Source organism: Nostoc sp., assembly GCF_036917575.1.
GTDB lineage: Bacteria > Cyanobacteriota > Cyanobacteriia > Cyanobacteriales > Nostocaceae > Nostoc.
The window spans coordinates 33,909-52,326 of sequence record NZ_JBALDC010000004.1 but is presented as its reverse complement, the minus strand read 5'-3'; the positions used below and the strand labels follow the sequence as shown (position 1 = coordinate 52,326).

Below are 18,418 nucleotides of genomic sequence, written 5' to 3'. Positions count from 1 at the left end.
TCTTTTTGCGATAGTTCCGCCCGTGCTTTTAATGCCAGCTTTGACGCTGATATCTAGAGTTGCTGTTCTTGCCGGACAGAACACACACCCAAAGCAGAAAATTGGATCGAAAGGAGAAATCACCATGACCCTGACAATGACACCCACTATTACCGCCTTTGAACGGTCGCCTGATGGCGGCAAGGGACTGGCGCGTGACATGCGCGTTCGCTGGGCGCTCGAAGAAGTGGGCCAACCTTACAACGTTCGTCTTGTTTCGTTCAGTGAGATGAAGGAACCCGCGCACCGTGCGCTTCATCCTTTCGGGCAAATTCCAACCTACGAGTCAGGTGATCTCGCCCTGTTCGAGTCGGGAGCGATCGTGTTCCATATCGCGGAGGGCCACACAGGGCTGTTGCCAGACGATGCGAATAGTCGAGCGCGAGCAATCACATGGATGTTTGCCGCACTTAACACGATGGAGCCGCCAATCGTTGATTGGGGAATCGCCACGTACTTAGAGCGCGATCAGGCTTGGTACGAGCAGCGTCTGCGTGTCGTCGAAGGTCGCGTCCGTAATCGGCTCTTAGAACTTTCCAGTCACCTTGGAGATGCTGACTGGCTTGATGGCGCATTCAGCGCAGGCGACCTGATGATGGTGTCAGTGCTGCTCAGATTGAAAAACTCGGATATGCTGGACGACTATCCGAATCTCTCTACCTATGTTGCCCGTGGCGAAGCGCGGCCCGCCTTCAAGCGTGCTTTCGCCGCTCAATTAGCGGTTTTCACTGGCAAGCAACCGAATTAGTGAAGGCAGATATACCAAACGATCAGATTGTGTTAGGGTTCCGATCTGAAGAACTGCGGAAAGATTCAGAATTTGCGTAGTTTACTGCCGCAGGCATCGCATAACCAACGGTAGTTGAACTTCTGGATAACTGCCCATAGCATAGCGCTCGCCATCTTTTGTTTGTGTAATTGTCTACAAAACTTTTGACTGCTCAACCATAAGTATCTTAGTATTTTGCAGAATGGCGATTTATTTTAGCCAAAAGCAAGATGACAAATCTTTTGCAAACCGAACGCTTGATCGTTCGCAGTTGGATACCCGAACGCGATGCCGAGCAAGCGTTTGTAATTTATAATGACCCTGAAGTGACGCACTTTCTCAGCAAAGTTTCTCGTGTCACAAGCATTGAGTCACAGCGTCAGCGCTTGATCGAAGGTATCGAGCGAATGCACCAACGCAACAATGGTACTGGTTCTTGGGCAATTGTTGAAAAGGAAACTACAACAATTGTGGGAACTATCCTTCTTAAACAATTGCCCGACAAAGATGGTTTACCCACTCAAGATTATGAAGTAGGCTGGCACTTGAGGCGAACTTCTTGGGGTAAAGGGTATGCAACAGAAGCAGGACGAGTTATGCTCAACTACGGGTTTAGTATCCTGAACTTGCCAGTGATTTATGCTGTAGTGAAGCCAGAAAATCATGCTTCAATCAGTGTAACTCAAAGACTAGGTATGAAACCAATAGGGACTACAAACAAGTATTACGGTATTGAGTTACTCCTGTTCCAACTAGATGCACCTGAAGACTGGAAGGGGAGCAGGGGGCAGGGAGAGCAGGGGAAGCAGGGGAAGCAGGGGAAGAAAGAATAACTAATGTCCAATGACAAATGACAAATGACTAAAAAGTGGTTCCGAATTGGGATGGTAAGTGTATTTATTCTCTCACTTGCCTTACGGTTTTGGGGACTGGAGCGATTCAACACTCTAGTATTTGATGAAGTTTATTTTGCCAAATTCGGTAATAATTATCTCACGCATACGCCATTTTTTAATGCTCATCCGCCGCTAAGTCAATATATTATTGGTATCGGCATTTGGATTGGCAGTCATATTCCTTTTGGGCACGATACGGTAAATGGGCTGACAGGTTCATTGCGATCGCCTTGGACTTATCGTTGGTTCAATGCCCTGACTGGCTCATTTGTTCCTGTAGTTGTGGCTGCGATCGCTTATCAGTTAAGTTATCGTCGTACCTTTGCAATACTTGCAGGATTATTCACAGCTTGTGATGGTATTTTTTTAGTTGAGTCTCGATATGCCCTAAGTAATATTTATATCGTCATTTTTGGTTTGTTAGGGCACTGGTTTTTATTATTAGCATTAGATAACCAAAATCGGCGACGTTCATTGTGGTTAGTTTTTGCTGGCATTGGTTTTGGTGCCTCAGTCGGTACTAAGTGGAATGGTTTATGGTTCCTATCAGGTGCTTATCTCATTTGGGTAGCAGCTTGGGTAATTCATTTGATACATTCTTTTCCTAACCTCAAACTCTTTTTTATATCCTCTTCATTAAAGGAGGCAGGAGGTGAGGCAGCCCCCGTCTTGGCGGTTCCCGTCGATGGGGGACTGCCGAACCCGAAGGGCAGCAGGCAGCAGGCAGCAGGGGAGGCAGAAGTTAGTACTTATTCTCCCTCATCACCCTCATCTCAGACACCACTACAAAATTTGACTCAGCTCAATATTTTTCAAATGCTGTTTTATCTAGGAATCATTCCAGCTTTTATCTACAGTATCATCTGGATTCCCCACCTTCAACTAGATAAAACTTATGGATTTATTGCAGTACATCAGCAAATTTTGAAGTTTCACTTACATTTAGGGGGAAATAGTCCTAACGTACATCCTTACTGTGCTGCCTGGTATAAATGGCCTTTGATGACTCGACCAATGGCATATTATTATCAAACGGCTGAAAGTATCACTGAACCGTTACCTGTGATGGGCCCGCCTTTACCTGCCGCAGCTGGACAAGTTATTTATGATGTCCATGCAATGGGCAATCCATTTTTGTGGTGGTTTGGTGTCGCTGCCATGTTGTTTTTAGTAGGTATGCTGGTGTTACAACCCGTAATTCCTTGGGTAAAAGAAAAGCGTTTTTCTATGCCTGCAACCCTGAGTGTTGATACTTGGATTGCCTTATATTTAGTTATAAATTATGCTGCTAACTTATTACCTTGGGTGGAAGTGACAAGGTGTGTTTTTATCTACCACTATATGTGTGCAGTAGTGTTTGTATTTTTAGCGATCGCTTGGTTTGTCGATCGGTGTCTTTGTAGTTATTACCAACAACTCCGGGCGCTAGGTGTCACCATTACTTTTATTATTCTGGCTGCTTTTATTTTCTGGATGCCCATTTATTTGGGTTTACCCCTGTCTCCTGAGGGTTATAAATTGCGAATGTGGTTCAACTCTTGGATTTGATTAATCAACTATTATTGATACATTTTACTGTCAGAAGTAGCATTAATACTGTTAAGTTGTCCGATAGCACCGATGACAGTTTCAACAAAATCTTTAAAAGTGTCAGTTCCAATTGCATCTTTTTGGATAACCACTGGTCAGATTATTACAGGTTGTCCTAAACTGCTGTAATCAACAACATCGTTACTATTTCCACCAGTAATCGTATCATTAACCTGTACTGCACTTAATCCTAAGCTCTAAGTCCCTCTTTTTGAAGTTGATTTAAAGTAAGTAGAACGGTGTGGAAAAATAAAACTATGTTAAGAAAAATTAAATAAACTCAAACCCTTCTGTCTATAAGCAATAGTACTTAAAATATCGCTAGAATCAAACTAAAATTGAAGTTGAAAACACAATTTTTGAGCAGGCGATGCCTACGGTGAGCTACGCCTACGCGTAATTTTGATACACATTTTTTATTCTTACTCCATTGGTTCAGTACAAGAGTTAACTTCATATCTCTGCTTGTTCCAAATTTTCAGCATAATTTTTAATTGACAAACGTAAGATTATTTAACCTCTCACTGATGGAGTCCTATATATCCTTTGAATTACAAAAGTAATTTACTTGTAAAGAAAATGTACAGTGATTGTCGTATTTAGCCCAACATTTCATAAAAGTTTTACGGTTAATTTACCGAATTCACATATATGATTTGTAGCTTGATATATACCTGACATATAATACATGTAATACATAATAAATTGTCCGCTATTAGGGTAATTACTAGCCCCTAAATAGATTTGTTTGTGAGTGCTTGAGAAATTATATCCCAAGCACAAGGCTCTTATGCATTTACAAAACTAACAATTTTACGTTTATGTCTGACCACCAAGGTAAACCTGAAACTAACTACTTAAGTGGATACACTGGTAATTATTTAACAGCGTTTCAGCGAAAACTCCTATTACAAAATTTGCAAAAAAGTTTACTTGAATCCTACCGCCAACGCATTGAAATCATGTTGTTGGCAGATGAGGGAAAAACCCAAACGGAAATTTGTCAAAGCTTGGGATGTTGTGCAGCAACAGTAAGGCATTGGACACACATAGCCCGAACTGGGATGGCACACCAATGGCAAGATTGCCCCATTGGTCGTCCGAAGGCAGTAAATGACGAGTATTTACGACGTTTGAAAGAACTGATTAATACTAGTCCCCGCGAACATGGCTATGCTTTTCGACGCTGGACAGCTAACTGGGTTGGGAAACATCTGGCAAAAGAATTTGGGATTGAGGTGAGCGATCGCCATATCAAGCGACTGCTCAAACAGATGGGATTATCCACACTCCCAAAACCCAGAAATTCTGAAGCAAACAGCAACGAACAAGCTCAGGGTTCCAAAATTTTGATTAGTGACCTCAAATCCGCAGCTATTCCCGATAATACCGAATTTCTACCTATTAACTTTGCAAAATTAGGAAAAGATTTAGACATTCATGGTGCAAGATATATCCGCTCAGTTAGTAACTCTGCAACTGTTCAACAAAACTCTGGGTTATTCTCTTTCGACAGAGGAATTTCAACACTGTCTTCAACAAATTAAATTTATCAATCCGAAAGTTGGCAAGTTCTGGCAAGGAACTGATGCCAAAGTGGGTATTTATATTGCGATCGCAGGTAAAGTCAGGTTGCTAGATAGCGCCGATGAGTTAATTGCCACTTTAGAGGCAGGTGACTCATTTGGGGAATTTACCTTATTTAAAGAAGGTGACTTTAAACCATACGCTGCCAGAGCTTCAGTCAACTTGCAACTATGCTTTGTTCCGGGTGAAGTATTGTGGCCATTAATGGCTAAATATCCCAAAATTCGGGAGTATTTGTGGGCTAAGGCGCTATCTCGTAATCCTCAACAGGTGGAGTTAGATAATCCCCCATCTGACTCCAAAAGAGAGCATGAAACGAAGATTTTGTCAACGTCAGCAGTACCACGCCAGAAAAAGATTAGCAAAGCCTATTTTCCTAACTCTACGCAGCGAGTCGGGCATTTATTACAACGCGTGATTCGGCGCTATCCGTTTTTTGCTCAACAGAGTGGCTCAGATTGTGGTGCAGCTTGTTTAGTGATGGTGTCTCGCTATTGGGGGAAAAACTTTAGTGTAAATCGCCTGCGGGATATCGCCAATGTTGACCGCAATGGCTCGTCGCTGCGGGGGTTATCGGCGGCGGCGGAAAGTATTGGGTTTAGCACGCGACCTGTGAAAGCGAGTCTTGACCAATTGGCGAAGCAAAAATTGCCTGCGATCGCCCACTGGGAGGGCAAGCACTATATTGTTGTCTATGAAATCACTCCTAAACAGGTGATTGTCGCCGACCCCGCCATTGGTCAACGCACCCTCAGCCACACCGAATTTAAAGCCAACTGGACTGGCTATACACTGCTGCTGCAACCCACAGCTTGGTTGAAGGATACCAAAGAGACTACAACTCCCTTTTGGCAATTTTTTGAGTTGATCAAGCCTCACTCTTTAGTAATGCTGGAAGTGTTTGTTGCTTCGGTATTTATCCAGATTTTTGGACTTGTTACTCCCCTATTCACCCAGTTAATTTTAGACCGAGTAGTGGTGCAGCGTTCTGAACTAACCTTAACGGCGGTGGGATTAGGGTTACTGATTTTTAGTTTATTCCGTGTGGCAATGACGGGGTTGCGGCAATATCTGTTAGACCATACGGCGAATAAGCTCGATTTAGCACTGATTGTCGGATTTATTCGCCATACCTTGCGGCTACCCTTGAGTTACTTCGAGTCGCGTTATGTGGGGGATATTATCTCTCGTGTTCAAGAAAACCGCAAAATTCAACGCTTCCTCTCCGGTGAGGCGTTGTCCATCCTGCTAGATTTAGTCACTGTCTTTATCTATTTAGGATTGATGTTTTGGTACAGCTGGAAAATGGCGTTGCTGGTGTTGGTGATTATACCGCCTTTTTTCATGCTGGCATTGATTGCTACACCTTTTTTACAAAAGATTTCTCGGCAAATTTTTAATGCTGTTGCTAATGAAAGTAGCTATCTGATTGAAGCCCTTTCTGGTATGCGAACAGTTAAATCCACAGCAGTGGAACAGACAGTGCGTTGGCATTGGGAAGAGTTATTAAGTAAGGAAATAAAAACTAACTTTTCTGGGCAAATTATCAGCAATCGCCTGCAAATATTCAGCAACACAATTGAAGCAGTGGTAACTACCATCTTGCTGTGGTTTGGGGCGTACCAAGTGATTCACAACCAGCTAACCATTGGGCAATTGGTAGCATTTAATATGCTGCTGGGAAATATTATTAGACCTTTCCAGCGATTAACAGTTTTGTGGAATCAACTGCAAGAAGTAGTGATTGCCGTGGAACGTATTAATGATGTGTTGGATGCGGAACCAGAAGAGGATTTGCAGCACCAGGCGCGGCAATCTTTACCACCCATTCAAGGTAACATTCGCTTTGAGAACGTGACATTCCGCTATCACCCTGAAAGCGATATCAATGTTTTAGAAAATCTCAGTTTTGAAGTCCACAGTGGGCAAATGGTTGCCCTAGTGGGACGAAGTGGTTCAGGGAAAACCACAATTTCTAAGCTGGTTTTGGGGTTATATCCCCCCACAGATGGCAAAGTGTTGATTGATGGACAGGATATTATCAGTCTTTCGTTGCGTTCTCTACGCGAACAGGTTGGGGTAGTTGACCAAGATACCTTTTTGTTTGGCGGAACGATTCGGGAAAATATTAGCTTGGCACATCCTGGGGCAACTTTGGTAGAGATTATTGAGGCGGCGCGATTAGCTGGTGTTGATGAGTTTATTAAAAAGTTACCTATGGGTTATGAAACCCAGATTGGTGAAGGAGGAGGGATGTTGTCTGGAGGACAGCGACAAAGAATTGCGATCGCAAAAGCGTTGTTAGGCAATCCCAAGCTGTTGGTTTTGGATGAGGCGACTTCCCATCTGGATGCAGAGTCAGAAAGAATTATTCAGACGAATTTAAACACAATTCTTAAAGGCAGAACCACCTTAGTAATCGCCCATCGCCTTTCAACTGTACGTCATGCAGATTTGATATTGGTGCTAGATCGCGGCGTATTGATTGAGAGTGGGACTCACAAAGAGTTGATGGCGAAGCGGGGACATTATTTTTATCTCAATCATCAGCAGATGGATGTTGCCGGATGAAACAAGAGGAGAAAGAGGAAGCTTTTCTTGTTTCCCATAATCCAAAATTGATATCAGGAAAAATTATGCCAAACACATTGAATGGAAGGGTTGAAACCCAAATCGATGAGGTAGAACAGTGCGAGAAAATTTTAAGGGAACAAACACCAGCTAGATCAACTGATGATTGGGCTGACGCGACCAAGGATTTACTTGATAGCTTGCCCCAAGTTTGGACAAGAGGATTACTGTATTTTTTGGTGGTGTTTGTGTCGATCATTTTACCTTGGGCGATGCTATCTAAGGTAGATGAAACAGGTACGGCAACAGGGCGACTTGAGCCAAAGGGAAAGACAGTTAGGCTGGATGCTGCTGTGGCAGGTACTGTTGCCGAAATTCGGGTAAAGGAAGGTGATTCGGTTAAAGCTGGGCAAACTTTATTAGTGTTGGAATCGGAATTAGTTAAGGCAGAGTTACGGCAGATACAGGATAAATTAGAGGGACAATTAAATCGACTTTCTCAGTTAAATTCATCTAAAAGCCAGTTAGTTGTATCTTTGACAACTCAACAGCAACAAAACCAATCTCAGCAGTTAGAAAAACATGCTCAAATTGACCAAGCACGACAGAATATAAATGCTCTAATAAATTCCTATAATTTACAAAAATACGAAAAATTAGCTCAAGTCAATCAGGCACGACAAACTCTTGAGTATAGTAAAACTGCTAATAAGTTAGTAAATAGTAGTTTAGCGAGTACAGAGCGAGAAGTTGAACGCTATCGTAATCTTTGGCAGTCAGGAGTTGTTCCAGAAATTAATGTTGTCCAGAAGCAAGATATAGCTAAAGACAAGCAACAGTTATACGAACAAAATCAGTCAGATATTCAGCAGGCCAAACTACGTTTGGTAGAACAACAGAGTAGTTATGAGCGGACTATTCGGCAAGCAAATGCAGATATTGAGCAAGCACAACTGCGACTAAAAGAACAGGAAAGTAGTTATCAGACCTTAACTCGTTCCAGCAAGCTAGCTTTACTAAAAATTGACGAACAACAAAAGAATTTGAATACAGAAATTACTACGCTTAAGGCAGAAATTGCTCAAAGTAAGAGTCAGATTGTCTCATTAAAATTTCAGTTAGGACAACGAGAGTTAAGAGCCACCGTGAATGGTAGAGTGTTTCAGTTACCAATACAACAGGCTGGGTCTGTAGTGCAGCCTGGAGCAATGATTGCAGAGATTTCACCCCAAGGTTCGCCTTTAATAATTCGGGCACAAATGGCGACAACTGAGAGTGGTTCTTTGCGGAAAGGATTACCAGTAAAGTTAAAGTTTGATGCTTATCCGTTTCAGGATTATGGAATATTGGAAGGAGAATTGTTTGAGATTTCTCCTACTACCATAGAAGTGGATACACCTAATGGAAAGGTAGCAGCTTATGACTTAGAAATTGCCTTAAAACAAAATTGTATTCCCTCAACTAATAAATGTATTGCCTTACATCCTGGCGATACGGCGACGGCTGAGGTAATTGTGCGCCAGCGTCGGATTATAGATTTTCTACTTGATCCTTTTAAGCAGTTGCAGCAGGGTGGAGTGAAATTGTAGAAAACCTAACCCCTTTCCTACATCTAAATGACATGGGAATTGGGAATGTAGAGACGTTACATGTAATGTCTCCACATCCAGCTAATAAGTCAAACCAAATTTAGGAGAAATATCATGTCACAATCTATCACCATTAGCAACGAAGACATTCTTCACCAAGTTAAGGTGTCTTGTAAAATTCCTGAGATAGTTGAGCAGATTGTTACCCGCAAGGTGATTACAGCGGCGGCTGAGAAAGCTGGTATAAAAGTGGAGATTCAAGAACTTCAGAAAGCAGCAGACCAAATACGGTTAGCTAATAAACTTGATAGTGCTGATGATACCTGGAATTGGTTAGAGAAACATGGTTTGTCTATAGATGATTTTGAAGAAATCGCTGACATCAGTATCATCTCTGGGAAGTTAGCTAATCATCTTTTCGCTGATAAAGTTGAACCCTTTTTCTTTGAAAACCAACTAGATTATGTTGGCGTGGTGATGTATGAAGTTGTTCTGGATGATGAAGATTTAGCCATAGAGCTTTTCTATGCGATTAAGGAAGGTGAGATGAGTTTCTATGATGTTGCTCACAAATACATTCAGAATACAGAATTACGCCGAAAAGGTGGATATTTAGGAATAGTGGGTCGCCAAGATTTAAAACCAGAGATTTCTACTGCTGTTTTTACTGCTAAACCGCCACAGGTTATTAAACCGATAGTGACTTCTAAGGGAGTACACTTGATTTTAGTAGAGGAACTAATTCCGGCGAAATTAGATGGTAAGCTACATACTAAAATATTTACAGATTTATTCTCTGAATGGCTACAACAACAAATTGAGTCAATTGAAACTATTAAAATAATTTCAGCAGATAAACCGTAGTTTTGTATCTGGATTATCTGCATTTTTTAGTTGAAAAGTCTGCATTTTATTTAATAAAATGCAGACTTTTGCCTAGTAAATCTGCTACTAATAAGTCACATAAAATTGTTGACAGTAAGTTTAGTAGCCTAGATAAACTTTATTTTTTAGCATGGTAAAATTATTTCATTGTGCTAGTTCGTAACCAATGTAAATGCCAATTGTAATGTAAATTAAAGGAGTTATTCCACCTTTAGTTGCATGAAGCTCGTTATCAGTTATATCATGCATATAGCTTTCAGAATCCATAAATAATTCACTGCCAGCCGGACGTAATTCAGAAATTACAATGTTAGCCATTTTTTACCTACTCTTAAATCATTTTTTTTGCATTTGAGATTAGACTTTAAATTGCCTTATCTCATTACTATAATCTGTGATTTACTCTATTAATTCAAGGATTTTTGACTGTGTAAGAGTGACATAAATACTACATTTTAACACCATTTTTAACAATTTTAGGGTGGACAATGTCCACAACGCAAAAATAAGGTTTTAAGCGCATATTTAATGCACACCTTACAAAAATTGTAATAAAACAACTCTTGTAAGATGAGTAAAGTTAAAATTTGATGCTATATCTATTTTAGAAACAAAAATAACTTATTTATTAGATAGATATTTATTCTGATTCTTAATCAATTAGATGTCCATTATTCTGGTATAAATTTTTAAAATAGTATATATAGAAAGCAAATTACATAAATAAAATAAATTTAAAATAGATAAAACTGCAATATTTATGTCACTATAATTTTAAATGTGAACAGAAAACATAAAAAATCTGCCCAAGATAAATTTTGGACAGAAAAATATAAATTATCAACAAAGATATTCAAATCACTTGGTCAATTCTACCCGCCTGTAAATATCTTCAGAATTAGTATTCAAATAAACACACTGCAAATCAATCCCCAAAGTATAAAATTGCTCACAAATAGCCTGCATTCGCCCATCTGGCGAATCGTCCCCTTGATACCAAGCCTTTAACAACCCATTCGCCACAATCTGACAGCGATTCATCCCGAAGCTTTCCTGAACACCAAACTTTAGATTTGGTTCTTCTGCCAACCCTAACCCTGGTGCAAGTTGCATCGTGAATAGCGGTATTTCCGGCTGAAAATGCGATTGGTTTTCTGCATAGACAGCCTCAATGACTTGCCGGACAGCTTGATAGTTGCCTTTTTCAAAGTACAGTACCCCTGAATCGTAACGCTTGTAGTCATCTGGGTTATACAGCACCTTAAAGTGGAAGAAAATGGGAATGACATTCAGTCGGCGCGTCAGGCTACTCATCACTGCCACTGCACCTTCTGGGCTGAAATTAAAGTATACTCGTACCAGATTTTCATGACTTTTAGATATGACATTGCTAACTGCCATGTAAAAGCCATTTTGCACTAGATTCTTCGGCATCCGAATAGCGACAGAATCACCTACCACAGCTGCCACTTCTGTAAATTGAAGATGCTTATTCCGTTCAATATGCAGTCTCAAACCGCCTTTTGTCACGGCTAAACTGCGATCGCTTTCTTCTCTCAAAACAGACCAACCAGGGTCAAAGTAGCCCTCTCCAAAATTACTTTCATGCAATCGCTTATAAAACCCTACATCTACCCCTAAAAAAGTATTATTCTCCAAATCTAGGGGCAAACCATTTCCCTCGGCATTTAGTGCCAATGTACTTTGCATAGAACCGTTGTAATAGATACCGTAAAGAAAACTCCGCAATTGCAGACTCAGATATTTCTGTTGCATCTGGGTTGGCATCTTCTGAAAACGTTCAACTGCCTCAGATGGTAATTCTAAAGGTTTGTAATCTGGATGGTGGATGGAAAAATCAGATTTTATTTCAATTTTTTGAACAATATCTTGCAGAACATCCAGTAATTGCCCAACTAAACCAGTTTCTAGCTGAGTTTGAGGATAATTTAATAATTGCATAACTACTTTAGTAATAAAAAAATGATTTAAACAGCAGAACTACTCAAGTGAGCTAATTCAACAGCAGCACCAAAAATTGTTGGCATCGATTGTACAGGACGGCTTAATAACGTCTTAGCAATCTGAAGTATAACAATCCCCATATTGCCAAAAGATTTTTGATATTGAATCATCGCCTGAATCTGTTGAATTAAAGCAAAACCTGTAAATTGCACTACCCGTTGCAAGAAATCAGGACGATGTTCTAGAATTTCTGGAAAAGTGTTTAAATAAGCTTGGGTTAATGTAAAAATTGAAGGCTGAAGTAGTTCTAAAGGTGTTATTGCCAAGCCTAGAGACTCTTCAATACTCAAAGAATTACTGATAACTAAGCTAGTAAGCCAGATTTGTACATAGCTGCCAATAAGTGTTCCCAAATCAAAAGCTGGATCTCCCCAAATAGAGCGTTCCCAATCAATTAGCCGAACAATATTGTTACTGGAATTCTGCCAATCTTTGTACAGGAGAATATTATTTAGTTTCAAATCATTGTGGGTGAGACAAGAGGGCATTACAGCATTACCCAATTCAGCTATAGCCTGCCCCAAGCTATCATAACGTTGATATAGAGCAAAAAACTTTAACCCATCCACAGGAACTAGACCGAAAATTTCCGGTTCAATCCGTTCTAATCTCTGAACTAAATGTGATACTTGCTCAACCATTAAATTATCGGAATTTTTAGAAAATAATTCCTGATATTCTTGGCGATTAAAAGTATCACGATGGATAGTCCCTAAAATATTACCAATTGCTGTAGCGATTTCTGTAGGAAAGCTATTTTCCTTGGTATAGAAATCCATTAAATCCCGATAATCATCCAGATATCTGAAGACAATAATGGAATTTTTGGCATCAAAATGCAGTACCTCTGGTAAAAATGAGCAGTAGTTGCTAAGATTTGGAAATTGTTGTAAAAACTCTTGAATTCGCCACTCACTTAAAAATTCACCAGCCGCTTTCCCTTCTTGATTGTGTCGTTCTTGTTTTACTAGAAGTTTGCGTAGGCGTAGCCCGTCGTAGACATCGCCTGGTAAAGTAACTAATAAATTAAAGTTTTTAGCTGCAACTGGTTCTATCTTAATGGGTGATTGTTCGGACTTATTAAATAACCCCTGTTCAATTAAATAATCGAAAACATTCTGAGAGTTTAAGAGAAATGTCATAAATTTTAAATGTATCAACTAATTTTGATATAGAGAAAAATGTGGTAGTTGAATTATTACCACAGGCTGTTTATTTTAGATTCTGTAATGCTGATTAGACCTCGATCGCTATGTCCCAACCCAAGCCGCCAAACGCAATTCTTTGCCCACCCGTAATGTTTTTCTGTTCTTCTTCAGACAATTCTGATGACGGCTCTTGTATATCAAAACCTTGTTTTCATCTTGCTGATGTATTCACAACAGCTTCTTCAATTAAGTTTGTAATTTTAATTTGACTTGTGAGATGTTTGTGATGAATGTTCATTGATACAGCAGAATTCAGAATTAAGGAGTCAGAATTCAGAAGTAAAATAGCCTTTATGCCTAGCTTTGAGACGAATTAAGTGTACTTCATCTACTTGAAATCTGCTGTATGATATTCTCCTTAAATTACTTCAATAAACTTTGTAGCTTTGCTTAACTAACAGTCGGTGTCGCCACTTTAAGTAGTAATTCAGAGCGATTGTAATTATCTGTAATAAGTTGTGGACAACGCATACAAGCTGCCTTGCCTTCTTGTTGCCACCATCGGCAATCTCGGCGTATGGAACAAGGTGGTAGTTCCTGTACTACCGTCGGCATATTTTCTACAACTCGCATTGCTAAACGACAGTCTTTACTATCAAAATGTTGACAACCCTTAGTTGCACAGGGTGCAGCCGTCCGAAAAATTTCAGTGGGTGTTACTGGACTAGCCTTTGCTATTAGTTCATCTGTGATCGGTTGGGGGTGCTTAAGATAAGCTACACGGGGTTCTGTGACTGTGCCACCAACAACGCCAAAAACAACACTGTCCTGCCATTCTGGTCTTGCACTAGGGCAAAGTGTAGTCTTTTCTGTAGCGATGTCTTCCATAAATATGAACCTATAGTGAATTGTATTTTTAAGCTGATGGAGATTTACACCGAGTTCTGAATCGGACTACTCTCCATCAACCTAAATAAGCAAATTAAATGTCCAAGAGTTTAGTACTGACTAGTAACTTCAAAGACTTGTGTTTTATAGATTAAGAGATCAAGTTCGGGTTTTGTTCAATCAGTCCACAAGTAATCGGTTTTATCACAGGAATATCATTAATCGGTTCAATCACACCAATACCACCTGTAATACCACCTGTAATACCACCTGCAATGATTGGATTGAATTTTGTAACCGTTGCAAAACCGCCTATAACGTTTGCCATTTCTTCATTAGACAGAGTTAGCAAAGCATCTTCTAAATCCTCATTGGGGTTCCGTCGTACTAGTGCGTTATTAATAGCATTATCAATCAGATTGCTAATATCCAATTGAAAATCTGAATTCTTTTTATTCCTTTCCATTGTGCTTTTCCTCTGAAAATATAACTAGATATAGACTTAATGATCAAATACTGTAATTACCTAGCCTGTATATATTTTAAACATGGTAATAAGAGATTTAGCTATGTTTAGAAAATTGATAAGCAGATATAAATAAACCTTTTATGTCATTAAAGTTATATTAAAAGTTTATCAATGAAAGTCTATCAATAAGTTTTGGCTATAAAACACTTCAGCAGTAGACTTTTTGAGCAATTATTCCTCTTTTGTCACTCTCGGAAAACAATAATATCAGCTTGATTCTGAAACTTTGATTTAGTCAAGTTTTAAGCCTTTATTTTCTAACAGTAACTAAAGTTTGTAGTCAAAACTGGAAAACTAAAGCTCAGAAAGGCTTTCAGCGATTGGCTTCTTCCGAAGTGACAAAAGAGGGATTATCAGAAAATATTTAATTAAAAGTTTGACCTTTAATAAAACATTTATGTCCCAAAAATTTTTCCATCATGGGCAATATTTAATAAAAATATAACAAGCACAACTTAAATAATATTAATAAATATTTATAATACTGCTCAATAAAACTTCAAATTCAAAATTAGGTAATAGAGTTGATATTATAAACATCTCTATTCTGTACTTTTCACTCTTTCAAACAAAGCCCGATAAACAGGTTCACCTTTTTTTTGCGTATTTATTTCTCGTTCTGTGGGAACTGGTAGCGGGTTTTCAGCTAACCATTCTTCTCTACCGACTTTCTGAAAAGCTGAATTAGCAGCAAAGCGATCGCGCATTTCTATGGCCACAAATTCCATATCTGATTGCAGAAATACCAATCCTCCAACCGCGAGATAATTAGCTAAGTCTGCCACTAGTTCTGGTTGCACTACACGACGTTTAGCGTGACGGGTTTTAAACCAAGGATCGGGGAATTGAATTGTAACGCGTTGTAAACTTCCTGGAGGGAGGGAAGATAAAAGTGATTGCAGTGAGTTATTTACATTGCAAAATAAATAGTGCAGGTTTGTTAAGCCTAATTCTGAACGTAACTTATTCGCCTCTACCACCAGCGGTTCCCGAATTTCCAAGCCGAGAAAATTCCAGTTAGATTCTATCTTGGACATATTCAACAAAAACAATCCCTTCGCACAGCCAATATCTAAATGTAGTGGTTGATTTGGCTTGGCATAAATTTTTTCCAAGTCTTGGAGACTTCCTGGTGTTTGATACTTTTTACCAAGTGGATTAACATGCTGGCGGACTCGGACTGCTGCCAAAATTTTTTCTCCTTTACGTGAAAGTATCCTGTGGTGAAACTTTAGGTTATATCTATTTAAAAAATGTTTGCGATCAACACCCCATCCTCACTGACGCACACCCTCCCTCAAGCTTTGAGAAGGGTTAGGTAGGGTTTTATCTATGTATTGCATTCTTTTTTCAAATTGGTATTACAAGGAAGTTTAGCAAAAGTATGCCAAAAATTACCGATCTATCATTCAATTGCCTACCCAGCAACAAGTTTGTATAGCAGTCTCAGTTAAATACGTCATACTTGCACTGTTTTTTTAGATTTTCGAGAAATTTATATTTTGGAAGTCCCTCATTTTGCATTAATCTCTAGAATTAAAATGCCTTAACACATTTGCTTTTGTCGTGGAGGGAGGAAATTTAAACAGTGGATATTTTAGATTTATTTTACAAGGGTGGGCCAGCGATGTGGCCATTGCTAGTTCTATCGATTTTGGCTTTGAGTGTGATTTTCGAGCGTTTGTGGTTCTGGTTACGAATTTTGACTCAGGAAAAGCAAATAGTCGATCGCATCTTAGATGCTGCCCAGGATAATTGGGAAGTAGCTGCGGACATGGCAAGACAAGCAAGCCATCAGCCTGTCGGGCGTTTTCTCTATGCCCCTTTACGTTTTGCCAAAAGTGATGCAGAAACTTTTCGATTAGCACTAGAGGCTACCGCAGAAGACGAATTAGCTGGGATGCGGCGGGGTGAAAAACTTTTAGAAGCCGTGATTGCTCTAGCGCCGTTGCTAGGATTGTTGGGTACAGTTTTGGGTTTAATCCACTCTCTGCGCTCAATTCGGATTGGTGATTTAGGAACTGAATCTACCGCTGGCGTGACTACTGGTATTGGTGAATCCTTAATTAGTACGGCAAGTGGGCTAATAGTTGCCATTATTAGTTTGGTATTTTACCGCTTATTTCAAAGTTTTGTAGTCAACCAAGTCAAAGTTTTTCGGAAGGCAGGGAATGAAATGGAATTGCTCTATCGCCAGTCTCCTCCTGACTTTAGCAATAGGACATCAGCAATTGTGCCCGAAAATTTCACTCCACCGCGCAAATCAGGAAAGAGTAGAGTTTCTGAACCTCCTGAATCCCCAAATACACCTAATTAATAATCAGTAATTCAACTTTTGAACCAGGCTTGAGAGTAAGACATGAAAGTTAATCTACATACTCCAATTGAAGAAGTCCAAATTCAAATCATCCCTTTAATTGATGTCGTTTTTTGTATCCTGACATTTTTTTTATTAGCCGCTTTACAATTTACACGGCAACAAGCAATAAATGTTGATTTGCCTAAAGCCAGCCCCAGTACAATCTCTGGAATCACGTCACAGAGTGGAAGTGTGATTGTCACCATTGATGCTGTGGGCAATACTTACATAGAAAAACAGCCTGTAAAACGAGAGGATTTGAGACAGAGTTTAAAACAGTATCTGCAAGCCAACCCCAGTGCCATTGTCGTGCTGAATGCTTCGCGCACAGCAACTTACAACGATGTGATTGAGACATTGGACTTGCTACGACAAGTAGGGGGCGATCGCGTTTCTTTGGGAATTATTCCTGGCCCATCTCAACCATCGATAAACTCGCCTAACCAGCCTTCTGTCCCATCTCTCCCAATCAATCCTGGTGCTGCACCAATTCCAGGCATCAATCCCGAAGGTAATATTACCCCAAAATTCCCCTTAGCACCTAATTCTGTACCCTTTCCTAGCATCACTCAGCCTCCAACTGGACAAAGCATCAATCCTGGTATTTCTCCGGTGGTTCCTAACTCACCAGCACCTCAAGCGCCTGTAGCACCCAAAAAAACCCAACCTCCTCTTAAAAGATGAGATAGGGAATGGGGAATTGGGGATGGGGCATTGGGCATGGAGAAAGAGACAAGGGAGACAAGGAAGAGGGGATAGACAAGGAAGAAACTGGATCAGTAATTCCTCCTCATCTCCCTTGTCCCCTTGTCCCCTCATCTCCCTTGTCCCCTTATCCCCTACTCATGACTTCCCATTCCCCCTTTAAGTCTTTTCCCAAACCTAAAGATATCTAGAATAAATTTTGGCTAGATAAAAAAAAGCTGCTAATTTACAAATAATTGGTTGAGTATTAAAGATTTTTGCACCTATAGACTGAGGAATTAATTACCAATTACCATCCACATTTCATACCAAATTGGGGAAGGATGTCTAAATAGGTTAACAGATTGAAAAGCGCTTATGTCAAGCGTTTTTCAGTCTGTCCTCATTACAAATTACTAATTAATATCAGGGGTTATGGCATGAATATCGTGACGCTTTTAATTGTTTGGCTCGTAACAGCTATCAGCTTGTTGATAATTAGTAAGTTGCCTTTGGGAGTTGAAATTGATACTCCTGGTAAAGCGTTTCTTTCTGCCGCAGTACTTGGTATCGTGACGGCAATAGTCAGACCGATTTTAAGCCTCATTTTTGCAGTACCAAATCTACTAACATTGGACTTATTATCTGGCATTTTCACATTTATGATTGCCGTAGTTTGTTTTAGTATTGCTGCTTGGTTAGTAGAAGGCTTTCGCTTGCGTTACGGGATTTGGAGTGCTGTTATTGGGGCATTTACACTGACTATAATTAACAGCTTAATCTACAAAATATTGGGTGTCTAATGCTAAGAGTTAGGAGTTAGGAGTAAAGACATGATTAACCCTTGTCTGTACAGGAG

At 39.9% G+C, this 18,418-nt stretch carries 16 protein-coding genes; 10 read left to right on the top strand and 6 right to left on the bottom strand.

Annotated features, from left to right (window positions below):
- Window positions 1-124 precede the first annotated feature (124 nt).
- From V7K79_RS00435 to V7K79_RS00405, 7 genes are all read left to right on the top strand, one after another.
- Window positions 125-787, top strand: a complete 663-nt coding sequence (locus V7K79_RS00435; RefSeq protein ID WP_335043653.1) for a glutathione S-transferase family protein — start codon at window positions 125-127, stop codon at window positions 785-787.
- Between the two features lie 251 nt (window positions 788-1,038).
- Window positions 1,039-1,641 (top strand): GNAT family N-acetyltransferase, encoded by a 603-nt coding sequence (locus V7K79_RS00430; protein ID WP_335043651.1) that lies wholly within the window; start codon window positions 1,039-1,041, stop codon window positions 1,639-1,641.
- A 24-nt stretch (window positions 1,642-1,665) separates the two neighbouring features.
- Complete coding sequence (locus tag V7K79_RS00425; protein ID WP_335043650.1) at window positions 1,666-3,252, top strand: dolichyl-phosphate-mannose--protein mannosyltransferase; 1,587 nt, start codon at window positions 1,666-1,668, stop codon at window positions 3,250-3,252.
- Between the two features lie 863 nt (window positions 3,253-4,115).
- Window positions 4,116-4,841, top strand: a complete 726-nt coding sequence (locus V7K79_RS00420) for a helix-turn-helix domain-containing protein (RefSeq protein ID WP_335043647.1) — start codon at window positions 4,116-4,118, stop codon at window positions 4,839-4,841.
- Complete coding sequence (locus V7K79_RS00415; protein WP_335043644.1) at window positions 4,735-7,452, top strand: peptidase domain-containing ABC transporter; 2,718 nt, start codon at window positions 4,735-4,737, stop codon at window positions 7,450-7,452. Before V7K79_RS00420 ends, V7K79_RS00415 begins: the two co-directional genes overlap by 107 nt.
- A gap of 65 nt (window positions 7,453-7,517) precedes the next feature.
- A complete protein-coding gene (locus V7K79_RS00410) occupies window positions 7,518-9,041 on the top strand; it encodes an HlyD family efflux transporter periplasmic adaptor subunit (protein WP_335043642.1) in 1,524 nt (507 codons plus the stop codon).
- A 114-nt stretch (window positions 9,042-9,155) separates the two neighbouring features.
- Window positions 9,156-9,905: a peptidylprolyl isomerase gene (locus V7K79_RS00405; protein ID WP_335043640.1), complete on the top strand. Its 750-nt coding sequence runs from the start codon at window positions 9,156-9,158 to the stop codon at window positions 9,903-9,905.
- 165 nt (window positions 9,906-10,070) lie between these two features.
- Here V7K79_RS00405 and V7K79_RS00400 read toward each other — a convergent pair whose 3' ends face one another.
- The 6 genes from V7K79_RS00400 to trmB all read right to left on the bottom strand — a co-directional run bounded on the left by V7K79_RS00400 (window position 10,071) and on the right by trmB (window position 15,706).
- Window positions 10,071-10,244: a hypothetical protein gene (locus V7K79_RS00400; RefSeq protein WP_335043638.1), complete on the bottom strand. Its 174-nt coding sequence runs from the start codon at window positions 10,242-10,244 to the stop codon at window positions 10,071-10,073.
- A 540-nt stretch (window positions 10,245-10,784) separates the two neighbouring features.
- The gene (locus V7K79_RS00395) at window positions 10,785-11,888 is read right to left on the bottom strand and encodes a T3SS effector HopA1 family protein (protein ID WP_335043637.1); all 1,104 of its coding nucleotides are present in this window, start codon (window positions 11,886-11,888) and stop codon (window positions 10,785-10,787) included.
- Between the two features lie 26 nt (window positions 11,889-11,914).
- On the bottom strand, window positions 11,915-13,093 hold the full coding sequence (locus V7K79_RS00390; RefSeq protein ID WP_335043635.1) for an aminoglycoside phosphotransferase family protein: 1,179 nt from the start codon (window positions 13,091-13,093) through the stop codon (window positions 11,915-11,917).
- Window positions 13,094-13,549: 456 nt separating this feature from the next.
- Window positions 13,550-13,987 carry a nitrogen fixation protein gene (locus V7K79_RS00385; RefSeq protein WP_335043633.1) on the bottom strand — a complete coding sequence of 146 codons (438 nt, stop codon included), beginning with the start codon at window positions 13,985-13,987 and terminating at the stop codon, window positions 13,550-13,552.
- Between the two features lie 151 nt (window positions 13,988-14,138).
- Window positions 14,139-14,453 (bottom strand): hypothetical protein, encoded by a 315-nt coding sequence (locus tag V7K79_RS00380; protein WP_335043630.1) that lies wholly within the window; start codon window positions 14,451-14,453, stop codon window positions 14,139-14,141.
- Between the two features lie 605 nt (window positions 14,454-15,058).
- Window positions 15,059-15,706: a tRNA (guanosine(46)-N7)-methyltransferase TrmB gene (gene trmB, locus V7K79_RS00375; RefSeq protein ID WP_335043628.1), complete on the bottom strand. Its 648-nt coding sequence runs from the start codon at window positions 15,704-15,706 to the stop codon at window positions 15,059-15,061.
- A 398-nt stretch (window positions 15,707-16,104) separates the two neighbouring features.
- On the opposite strand from trmB, the gene V7K79_RS00370 reads away from it, so the two are divergent.
- The 3 genes from V7K79_RS00370 (at window position 16,105) to V7K79_RS00360 (ending at window position 18,362) form a co-directional block, all read left to right on the top strand.
- Window positions 16,105-16,833, top strand: coding sequence for a MotA/TolQ/ExbB proton channel family protein (locus V7K79_RS00370; protein WP_335043625.1), 729 nt, complete (start codon window positions 16,105-16,107; stop codon window positions 16,831-16,833).
- 42 nt (window positions 16,834-16,875) lie between these two features.
- Complete coding sequence (locus V7K79_RS00365) at window positions 16,876-17,559, top strand: ExbD/TolR family protein (protein ID WP_335043622.1); 684 nt, start codon at window positions 16,876-16,878, stop codon at window positions 17,557-17,559.
- Window positions 17,560-17,999: 440 nt separating this feature from the next.
- The gene (locus V7K79_RS00360; protein WP_292816351.1) at window positions 18,000-18,362 is read left to right on the top strand and encodes a phage holin family protein; all 363 of its coding nucleotides are present in this window, start codon (window positions 18,000-18,002) and stop codon (window positions 18,360-18,362) included.
- The last annotated feature ends 56 nt before the right edge of the window (window positions 18,363-18,418 follow it).